Origin of the sequence: Roseateles sp. (assembly GCF_031397715.1) — a bacterium.
GTDB lineage: Bacteria > Pseudomonadota > Gammaproteobacteria > Burkholderiales > Burkholderiaceae_C > Paucibacter_A.
The window spans coordinates 1-9,576 of sequence record NZ_JANNMI010000364.1 but is presented as its reverse complement, the minus strand read 5'-3'; the positions used below and the strand labels follow the sequence as shown (position 1 = coordinate 9,576).

Genomic DNA, 9,576 nt, shown 5'->3' with positions numbered 1-9,576 from the left:
GCAAGAAGCTGCCCTCGCTCATGATCGCGATGCGCGAGGCCATGGTCATGGCTTCTTCCTGGTCGTGCGTCACCATCACGCAGGTGACGCCCACCTGCTCGATGATGTTGACCAGTTCGATCTGCGTTTCTTCGCGCAGCTTCTTGTCCAGGGCGCCGAGCGGCTCGTCGAGCAGCAGCAGTTGCGGCTGCTTGGCCAGGCTGCGCGCCAAGGCCACGCGCTGCTGCTGGCCACCCGAGAGCTGGTGCGGCTTGCGCTTGGCGAACTTGCCCAGTTGCACCAGCTTGAGCATGGCCTCGACGCGGGCGGCGGTTTCCTCCTTGGGCAGGCCGTCGCGTTTCAGGCCGAAGGCGATGTTGTCCCACACCGTCAGGTGCGGAAACAGCGCATAGCTCTGAAACATCATATTGATCGGCCGCGCATAGGGCGGCAGGCCGGCCAGGTCTTGGCCGTTCAAGATGATGCGGCCGCTGGTCGGTGTCTCAAAGCCGGCCAGCATGCGTAAGAGCGTCGTCTTGCCACAACCCGACGAGCCCAGCAGCGCAAAGATCTCACCCTTGGCGATGTCGATGGAGACCCGGTCGACGGCGACCGCGCCGCCGCCGAAATCCTTCACGACATTGTCGATTTGCAGATAGCTGCTCGGCACAATGGCTGTGTCCACCATGCTCAGAGCCCCGTCTTGAACGAGGTGTAAATGCGCGTCATTTGGCGACGGATGTCGTTGTTGATCGCGTCCGGGGCAGCCATCTTTTTGAGGTCGGCGTCGCTCAGAAACACGCTCGGGTTGTTGGCGACCTCGGGCTTGACGAACTTCTTCGATTCTTTGTTCGGGTTGGCGTAGAAGACCTTGTTGCTCAAGCCCGCATGCACCTCGGGGCGCAAGATGTAGTTGATGAATTTATGCGCATTGCCGGGGCGTGGCGCGTCGGCCGGGATCACCATCACGTCCATGAAGATGATGCCGCCGGTCTTGGGGATCAGTGCCTGGATGTTTTGGCCGGTTTTGCCGTCAATGGCGCGCTGGCGGGCGATATTGATGTCGCCGGAGAAGCCCAGCGCCAGGCAGATTGAGCCGTTGGCCAGGTCGTTGATATAGCCGGAGCTGCTGAACAAGGTCACATAGGGGCGGATTGATTTCAGCAGACCCGGCACCTGCGCAAAGTCCGCCACCGACTTGGTGTAGGGCGGTTTGCCCAGATAGTGCAGGGCGGCCGGCACGACCTCGGTGGCCGAATCCAGCATGCTGACGCCGCAGCTCTTGAGTTTGGAGATGTACTCGGGCTTGAACAGCAGGTCCCAGGCGTTGTCCGGCATCGGTGTGCTGCCGAGTGCCGCCTTGACCTTGTCGACATTGATGCCGACCGTGGTGTAGCCCCACAGCCAATTGACGAAGAACTCATTGCCCGGGTCCAGCTTGGCCAAAGTGGCCTGGACATCGGGGTCTAGATTCTTGTAGTTAGGGATTTGCGACTTGTCGATCTTGCGAAGCAGGCCGCCATCGGCCTGCAGCTTGGCCCAGTAGCTGGACGGCACCACGATGTCGTAGCCGGTCTTGCCGGCGACCAGCTTGGCGTGGACGATTTCGTTGTTGTCGAAACTGTCATAGCGCACCTTGATGCCGGTCTCTTTTTCGAAGTTCTTGATCGTGTCTTCGGCGATGTAGTCGGACCAGTTGTAGACGTTGAGGATTTTTTCTTCCTCCTGCGCCTGCGCTGCTGGACCAAACAGCAGGCCCACGGAGGCCGCCAGAAGCGTCGTGACGGTGCGAAGCGTGCTCAGTTTCATGGGAATCATCCTTGGCAATTGCAAATGAAAATTGACTGTCGATCTCGTCACAGTCTAAGGAATGGGGGGCGGCTGCCCATCCGACTAAACCCGCAGGTGTGGCGGGCGCAAGACTTCAGAGCAAGTTCCGCTGCGTCAGCTCGTCCAGGGTTTGGTCCAGGCACAGCCGGATCAAGGCCATCATTTCGTCGATTTGCGTCCGCGTCATCACCAACGGTGGTGCCACGATCATGCGGTCCCCCACGGCCCGCATGATGAGGCCGTTAGCGAAGCAGTATTTGCGGCACATCATGCCGACCCCCAAGTCGTCAGCAAAAGCGGTGCCGCACGGCTTGTCTGCGGTCTTGCCTTGCACCAACTGGAGCGCCGCCATCATGCCGCAGCTCTGGGTTTCACCGACCAGCGGGTGCTCGTTCAGCTCGGCAAAGCGCTGCGCCAGGTAGGGGCCGATGTCATCCCTGACATGCTCAACCAGATGTTGCTCCCGCAAGAGCTTCAAGTTAGCCAGGGCGACGGCGCAGGCGGTCGGGTGGCCGGAATAGGTGAAGCCGTGGTTGAACTCGCCACCGTCCTCGATCAAGACCTGGGCGACGCGCGCACCCACCAACACGCCGCCGAGTGGGATGTAGCCAGAGCTGACGCCCTTGGCGAAGGTCATCAGATCGGGCTTGAAGCCTAAGGTTTCACAGCCGAACCAATTGCCGGTGCGCCCGAAGCCACAAATCACCTCGTCACTGACCAAGAGGATGCCGTATTTGTCGCAGATACGCTGAATCTCAGGCCAGTAGGTTGACGGGGGCACGATCACGCCGCCAGCTCCCTGCACCGGCTCGCCGATAAAGGCCGCGACCTTGTCCGCGCCCAGGGCCAGAATCTTCTCCTCCAGCCAGCCGGCGGCCTTGAGACCAAAGGCCTCGCGGCTCATGCCCTGGCCATGCTCGAACCAATGCGGTTGCTCGATGTGCGCGATATTGGGGATCGGCAGGCCGCCCTGTGCGTGCATGCCGCTCATGCCGCCCAGCGACGCGCCGGCCATGGTGGAGCCGTGATAGCCGTTGATGCGGCCGATGATGATCTGGCGCTCCGGCTGGCCTTTCAAATCCCAATAGCGCCGCACCATCCGCACAATCGTGTCGTTACCTTCCGAGCCCGAACCGGTGAAGAAGACATGCTCGAAACCGGGCGGGCTGACCTCGGCCAGCACCTCGGCCAGCTCAATCGCCGGCTTGGTGGCGGTCTGGAAGAAGGCGTTATAAAACGGCAACTCGGCCATCTGCTTGGCGGCCGCCTCGATCAGGCTTTGCTGGCCATAGCCGACATTGACGCACCACAGGCCGCTCATGCCGTCGAGGATTTTGTGGCCCTCGCTGTCCCAGAGGTAGATGTTGTCGGCCTTGCTGATGATGCGTGAACCTTTCGCCGCCAGGCCTTTGAAGTCGGTGAAGGGGTGCAGGAAATGGCGGGCGTCGGCGGCCTGCCACTCCTGTGTGCTGCGGTTTGATGTGTTCATGAGGCTTCCTTGTGTTTTAGACATGCAGCAGCAAATGCTCGCGCTCCCAGGGCGAAATCACCTTCATGAACTCCGCATATTCGATCTCTTTGACCTCCGAGTAGACGGTGATGAAGGACTCCCCCAAGATAGCCGCTAACTCCTTCTCCGCACGCAGCAGGTTGAGCGCTTCGCCCAAGCTGCGTGGCAGCTGAAAATCGCCCAGATAGGCGTCGCCCTTGCATTCGGGCGCCGGCTCGATTCTGTTCTTGATGCCCAGATAACCGCAGGCCAGGGTGGCAGCCAGGGCGACATAGGGGTTGGCGTCGGCGCCGATCACGCGGTTCTCGATCCGGCGCGCTTGCGGGTCGGCCAGCGGCGAGCGGATGCCGACAGTGCGGTTGTCGGTGCCCCATTGGATATTGATCGGCGCGGCGGTGAAGCGGGCCAGGCGCCGGTAGCTGTTGACATAGGGCGCGAACAGCGCCATCGCCGCCGGAATGTATTTCTGCAGCCCGCCGATGTACCAGAAGAACTCCTGGCTGGGGCTGCCGTCCTCATTGCTGAAGAGGTTGCGACCGCTGGCCTTGTTGATCACGCTTTGGTGCACATGCATGGCGCTGCCGGGCTCGCCGGCGATCGGCTTGGCCATGAAGGTGGCGAACATATCGTGGCGCAGCGCCGCCTCGCGCACCGTGCGCTTGAAGAAAAACACCTCATCGGCCAGGCCCATCGGATGGGCGTGAAAGAAGTTGATCTCCATCTGCCCGGCGCCGACCTCATGGATCAAGGTGTCGACATTGAGCTCCATCTTTTCGCAGTAGTCATAGACGTCCTCGAAGAGCGGGTCGAACTCGTTGACGGCGTCGATCGAATAGGCCTGGCGCGAGGTCTCGGCGCGCCCCGAGCGGCCCACCGGGGGCTTCAGCGGCTGGTTCGGGTCGGTGTTGCGGGCGACCAGATAGAACTCCAGCTCAGGGGCCACCACCGGGTCCCAGCCCTCGGCGTCGAACAAACCGCAAACCCGGCGCAGCACCGAGCGCGGCGCAAACGGCACCAGCACGCCATGCCTGTCATAGCAGTCATGGATGATTTGCGCGGTCGGGTCGATCGCCCAGGGCACCAAGCGGGCGGTGGTCGGGTCGGCACGCAGATGCATATCGCGGTCGTTCGGGCTGATGACGTCGTAGTAAGGGCCTTCCTCCGGGAACTCGCCGGTCACGCCCATCGCCACCACCGCCTCGGGCAAGCGCATGCCGCGGTCCTCGGTGAACTTCTGGCGCGGCAGAATCTTGCCGCGCGCCACGCCGGTCAAGTCCGGCACCAGGCATTCGATTTCGGTCACGCGCTGCTGCTGAAGCCAGTTTTCCAGTTCGCTGAAGGTGAAGTTGTTGCGGTCGACCATTTTGTTTCTCCGTCTTTTCTTGGGCACCGCCGGCGGCGGGGTTTGATTGATAAAAGAGGCGTTGAAACTGGGCGCTAGGTCTCGGGGTCGCGCAAGGAGTCGTGGCGCAAAGGATGGATCTGGTCCCGGTAGTCACGGCAGGCCTGGCCAAAGGCTTGCAGCAAGGCCATCGAATGCGGGTTGGTCGCCGCCTGCCATTCGGGATGCCATTGCACGCACAGCGCAAAGCCGCTGTTGGGTGTCGCAACGCTGAAGGCTTCCACCAGACCGTCCGGCGCCACCGCTTCGATTTGCAGGCCCGGCGCCAGCGTCTTCACACCCTGGCCATGTAGCGAATTGACCTGGATCTGTGCGTGCCCCAGCAGTGCCTCCAGGCGGCCGCCGGGCAGCACCTGCACCGGGTGGGTGTCGGCATAGGCAATCTCATTCGGCTGAGCGTTGGGCGCACGGTGGTCCTGCAGGCCGGCGTGCTCCTGCACCGCTTGATGCAAGCTGCCACCCAAGGCCACATTGGTTTCCTGAAAGCCACGGCAGACGGCGAACAGCGGCAGGCCGGCGGCGATGGCGCGGCGTATCAGCGGCAGCGTCAAGGCGTCGCGCTCGGGGTCCAAGGGCAAGGCGGAGTCATGCACGGCCTCGTCGAAATGGCTGGGGTGCACATTCGACGGCGAGCCGGTCAGGAAGATGCCGTCGGCCAGCTGGAGCAACTGTTCCAGATCCTCCAGCGCGCTGGAGGGCACCACCAGCGGCAGGCAGCCGGCCAGGCGCACCGCGTCCAGATATTTTATGCCGGCGATATGAAACGGGAGGCCGTTGTGCAGCACATTGCAGGCCGGCACCAGCACGATGGGTTTTGCTTGCGCGCGCTTCTTCAAAACATATCCTTCAAACGGTAGTAAGCCATGCCCAGCACCAGCGCGGGCATGCGCATCAGCTTGCCGCCGGGAAAAGGCCGGTGGCGCAGCCGGGCAAAGCAGTCAAAACGGCCCGCATCGCCGCTGATCGCCTCGGCCACGACGCGGCCGGCCAGCCCGGTCAGCGCCAGGCCATGGCCCGAGAAACCCTGCAGGTAATAGACGTTAGCGTTGGCCCCCAGCCGGCCAAAGTCGGGTGCGCGGTTCATCGAGATGTCGACAAAGCCGCCCCAGGCGTAATCCATGCTGACGCCCTGCAGTTGCGGGAAGGTGCTCAGCAAGCGCTGTTGCATGCTTTGCTTGAGATCACGCGGCGAGGCGGTGCTGTAGCTGACGCGGCCGCCGTAGAGCAGGCGCTGATCGGCGGTGGGGCGAAAATAGTCGAGCACGAAATTGGTGTCGCAGACCGCCGCGCGTGACGGGATCAAGGCCTTGATCCGCTGTGCATCCAGGCGCTCGCTGCAGGCGATATAGGTGCCGACCGGCATGATGCGCTGGCTCAAGCTGGGCGCCAGGTCGGGCGCAATTTCCTGCAACAAGACATTGCCGGCCAGCAGCACCTGCTTGGCCTTCACCGAGCCATGCGCCGTGGTCAGGCGCACGGACTGGCCCTGCGCAAGCTGGGTCACAGCGCTGTGTTCGTAGATACGCACGCCGCGTGCCTTGGCCGCCAGGCTCAGGCCGAGACAGTATTTGAGCGGATGCAGATGGCCGGAATCGGCGTCGAAGAGGCCGGCGGCGAAGCGCGGGCTGTCGATCCAGTCGGGCAGTTCTTGCCCGTCAATCCAGCGCTGCTCAAAGCCGTAGTTGCGGCTCATTGCTGCGGCACTGGCTTGCAGTTCGCGGGCCTTGCGGGCATTGGTGGCAAGGCTCAAATAGCCGCTCTGCCATTCGCAATCAATGCCGAACTCAGCACTGCGCTGACGGATCATCTGGACGGCCTCCAGGCTCATGGCCCAGATGCGCTGTGCTTCCTCCAGCCCGAGCTGAGCCTCGATCTCGCCTTGATCGCAGGCCAGGCCGGCCAGCGCCTGCCCGCCATTGCGCCCCGAGGCGCCGCTGCCGACCTCATGGGCCTCCAGCAACACCACTTGCAAGCCATGCTCGGCCAATTCGATCGCGGCCGACAAGCCGGCCAAGCCGCCGCCAACGATGGCAACGTCGGCCGTGATCGCCTCGTTCAGCGACGGAAAGCTCTCCAGCCGCGGCGCGGTGGCCGCGTAATAGCTGTCGCGCGCGAGTTCACGGTCGATGCTGAGCAGGCTCATAGGTATGCGCTAGGCAGTCCTTGTTGTGCGTGTCAACTCAAGCCGCGCGCTTCAACGCGCCGCGCACCGTGTCGATGATGTGGTCGATATGCTGCTTCTCGATAATCAGCGGCGGGCTCAGGGCCACCGTGTCGCCGGTGGTGCGCACCAGCACACCTTTTTCCCAGCAATCGAGAAAGACCGAGAAGGCGCGCTTGCCCGGCTCGCCCGGCAGCGGCGCCAACTCGCAGCCGCCGACCAGGCCGAAATTGCGAATGTCGATCACATTCGGCTCGCCCTTGAGCGAATGCAGCGCCTCGGCGAAGTAGCCCTGCATCTCGGCAGCTCTTGTCAGCAAGCCGTCTTCGGCATAGGTGTCCAGGGTGCCCAAAGCGGCCGCACAGGCGAGCGGGTGGGCCGAGTAGGTGTAGCCGTGGAAGAACTCGATCAGGTGTTCCGGCCCTTGCATGAAGGCGTCATGGATGAACTGCTTGGCGAACACCGCGCCCATCGGCACGCAGCCATTGGTGAGCCCTTTGGCCACCGTCATCAGGTCCGGCGTGACGCCAAAGGTCTGCGCAGCAAAGGGATTGCCGGTGCGGCCAAAGCCGGTGATGACTTCATCAAAAATCAGCAGAATGCCGTGCTTGTCGCAAATCTCGCGCAGGCGCTGCAGATAGCCCTGCGGCGGGATCAGCACGCCGGTCGAGCCGGCGATCGGCTCGACGATCACCGCCGCAATCGTCGACGCGTCGTGCAGCCCGATGAGGCTCTCCAGATCATTGGCAAACTCCGCGCCGTAAGCCGGTTGGCCTTGAGAGAAAGCGTTGCGCGCGGGATCGTGGGTGTGGCGGAGATGGTCAACGCCGCTCAGCAGGCTGCCAAACATCTTGCGGTTGCCGACCATGCCGCCGACCGAGATGCCGCCAAAGTTGACGCCGTGATAGCCGCGCTCGCGCCCGATCAGCCGGGTGCGCGCGCCTTCGCCGCGCACGCGGTGGTAGGCAATCGCCATCTTCAGTGCGGTTTCGACCGCCTCCGAGCCGGAGTTGGTGAAAAAGGCTTTGTTGAGGCCGGCCGGCGTCAGCTCAATCAGCCGCTCGGCCAGCTCGATGGCCTTGGGGTGGGCCATCTGGAAGGGCGGGCAGAAGTCCAGCTCGGCCGCTTGTTTTTGAATCGCTTGGACGATGCGCGGGCGGTTGTGGCCGGCGTTGCAGCACCACAGGCCGGCGATGCCGTCGAGGATCTGGCGGCCACGGTCGTCGGTGAAATACATGCCGTCGGCGCCGGTGAGCAGGCGCGGTGCCTGCTTGAACTGGCGGTTAGCGGTGAACGGCATCCAATAGGCGTCGAGCTTGGCAGCGGGTTGGATGTCGAGTTGGGCGTCGAGTGTGGAGGACATGCGGCTGACCTTGTCTGAGTGCATGGAGCTGCGCTCCGAATGCCTAACAGTCTAGTCAAGCGGCGACGCAATAGGTGAGCGCTTTGGCTGGGCGTAAACCCGAGGTTTTGCAATCCGGCGTCATAATTTCGACATCTTTTGGTTGAATGTGCGAAATATGAGTTCTGAAGTGAAATTGGATGCGATTGATCGCAATATTCTGAATGAGCTGCAGCGGGACGGCCGGCTGCCCAATGTGGAGCTGGCGCAGCGCGTGCATCTGTCGCCGTCGGCTTGTCTAAGGCGCGTCAAGCACCTGGAAGACGCCGGCGTGATCGCCCAGTATGTCGCCTTGGTCAACCCGCGCGCGGTCGGCAAGCAAGGCATCAGCTACACCATCATCAACCTGGAGCGGATGACGACGGCGGCTTTAGCCGCTTTTGAAGGCGCGGTGCTGGCCAGCCCGGACATTCTGGACTGCTTTTATGTGGCCGGCACCAATGACTATGTGATCCGCTTTGCCTACAAAGATGCCGAGGATCTGGAACGCTTCCACACCGATGTGCTGTTGCAGCTGCCCGAGGTGGCGCGCTCCAACTCGATGCTGGTGCTGAGGACGATAAAGCGGACGACGGCGTTTAATCTTTAGTTGATAGCCGCTTGCAAACTCAGACGGCGGCAGCCACGGCCGTGAAATAGGTCAAGCCGGCCAAGGTGGTGGCCAAGGCCATCGCTGCGTCTTCCAAGCGCGAGGATGGCGCCTCGTCCGCATAGCCGGTTTGCGGCGCGGCGTCAGTGGCCGTCTTGATGTCACTGGGCATCGGCGTCACGAAATAGTGCTGCGATGTGGCGATGAATTTGCTCAGTGCGAACATGGTGGGGCTCCTGTTGTTGTTTGGGGCTAGTGGGTCGGCATCAATGCCGATCCGCTGTCTGCAGTTTCACGAAAATCAGTGAAAACCCTATGACAACATCCAGGAAAATCCCTATTTTTTCGCCAAGCGTGAATTAATGCTGCTGTGCAGCATCGCCATCGCCGGAATCAGTTGCACCGCCAGCATGCTGGCAAAAATCAGTGCGCAGCCCAGCAGGCCGGCGGGTCCGAGGCGGTCACCCATCAAGTAGTAGCCAAACAGCGCGGCAAACAGGGTCTCGGACGACAAGATGATGGCCGCGTCGGCCGCGTGTGCATAGCGCTGGGCCACCACCTGCGCGGTGAAGGCCACGCCCACCGACATCACGCCGGTGTAGACCAAGGGCCAAGTGGCCGCTTCGATGTCGGCCCAACTGAAGGGTTCATTGACGAAGGCCCAGGCCAAGGCGAGCAGCCCGCAAACAAGAAATTGCCCGCC

General features: G+C 62.5%; 10 protein-coding genes. 1 reads left to right on the top strand and 9 read right to left on the bottom strand.

Annotated elements, in window-relative coordinates:
* The 7 genes from RMO57_RS15975 to RMO57_RS15945 all read right to left on the bottom strand — a co-directional run.
* Nucleotides 1-667, bottom strand: a 667-nt coding sequence (locus tag RMO57_RS15975; RefSeq protein ID WP_310388276.1) for an ABC transporter ATP-binding protein, incomplete at its 3' end; no start/stop codon positions are given.
* A gap of 2 nt (nt 668-669) precedes the next feature.
* Nucleotides 670-1,788, bottom strand: a complete 1,119-nt coding sequence (locus tag RMO57_RS15970) for a polyamine ABC transporter substrate-binding protein (protein WP_310388274.1) — start codon at nt 1,786-1,788, stop codon at nt 670-672.
* Nucleotides 1,789-1,903: 115 nt separating this feature from the next.
* A complete protein-coding gene (locus RMO57_RS15965) occupies nt 1,904-3,298 on the bottom strand; it encodes an aspartate aminotransferase family protein (protein ID WP_310388272.1) in 1,395 nt (464 codons plus the stop codon).
* A gap of 16 nt (nt 3,299-3,314) precedes the next feature.
* Nucleotides 3,315-4,682: a glutamine synthetase family protein gene (locus RMO57_RS15960; RefSeq protein ID WP_310388270.1), complete on the bottom strand. Its 1,368-nt coding sequence runs from the start codon at nt 4,680-4,682 to the stop codon at nt 3,315-3,317.
* Between the two features lie 74 nt (nt 4,683-4,756).
* A complete protein-coding gene (locus RMO57_RS15955; RefSeq protein WP_310388269.1) occupies nt 4,757-5,557 on the bottom strand; it encodes a gamma-glutamyl-gamma-aminobutyrate hydrolase family protein in 801 nt (266 codons plus the stop codon).
* Nucleotides 5,554-6,864, bottom strand: coding sequence for an FAD-binding oxidoreductase (locus RMO57_RS15950; protein WP_310388267.1), 1,311 nt, complete (start codon nt 6,862-6,864; stop codon nt 5,554-5,556). Before RMO57_RS15950 ends, RMO57_RS15955 begins: the two co-directional genes overlap by 4 nt.
* Nucleotides 6,865-6,901: 37 nt before the next feature.
* Nucleotides 6,902-8,245, bottom strand: coding sequence for an aspartate aminotransferase family protein (locus tag RMO57_RS15945; protein ID WP_310388277.1), 1,344 nt, complete (start codon nt 8,243-8,245; stop codon nt 6,902-6,904).
* Between the two features lie 157 nt (nt 8,246-8,402).
* Here RMO57_RS15945 and RMO57_RS15940 point away from each other — a divergent pair, with 157 nt between their 5' ends.
* Nucleotides 8,403-8,873, top strand: a complete 471-nt coding sequence (locus tag RMO57_RS15940) for an Lrp/AsnC family transcriptional regulator (protein WP_310388265.1) — start codon at nt 8,403-8,405, stop codon at nt 8,871-8,873.
* Between the two features lie 19 nt (nt 8,874-8,892).
* On the opposite strand, the gene RMO57_RS15935 is transcribed toward RMO57_RS15940, so the two are convergent.
* Nucleotides 8,893-9,099 (bottom strand): hypothetical protein, encoded by a 207-nt coding sequence (locus RMO57_RS15935; protein ID WP_310388264.1) that lies wholly within the window; start codon nt 9,097-9,099, stop codon nt 8,893-8,895.
* Nucleotides 9,100-9,210: 111 nt separating this feature from the next.
* Nucleotides 9,211-9,576: DMT family transporter (locus RMO57_RS15930; protein ID WP_310388262.1), on the bottom strand; the 366-nt coding region annotated here is incomplete at its 5' end.

Bases quoted from the DNA above. Each gene is read 5' to 3' on its own strand.
- RMO57_RS15970 (WP_310388274.1), bottom strand. From the start codon at position 1,788: ATGAAACTGAGCACGCTTCGCACCGTCACGACGCTTCTGGCGGCCTCC.
- RMO57_RS15965 (WP_310388272.1), bottom strand. From the start codon at position 3,298: ATGAACACATCAAACCGCAGCACACAGGAGTGGCAGGCCGCCGACGCC.
- RMO57_RS15960 (WP_310388270.1), bottom strand. From the start codon at position 4,682: ATGGTCGACCGCAACAACTTCACCTTCAGCGAACTGGAAAACTGGCTT.
- RMO57_RS15950 (WP_310388267.1), bottom strand. From the start codon at position 6,864: ATGAGCCTGCTCAGCATCGACCGTGAACTCGCGCGCGACAGCTATTAC.
- RMO57_RS15945 (WP_310388277.1), bottom strand. From the start codon at position 8,245: ATGTCCTCCACACTCGACGCCCAACTCGACATCCAACCCGCTGCCAAG.
- RMO57_RS15940 (WP_310388265.1), top strand. From the start codon at position 8,403: ATGAGTTCTGAAGTGAAATTGGATGCGATTGATCGCAATATTCTGAAT.
- RMO57_RS15935 (WP_310388264.1), bottom strand. From the start codon at position 9,099: ATGTTCGCACTGAGCAAATTCATCGCCACATCGCAGCACTATTTCGTG.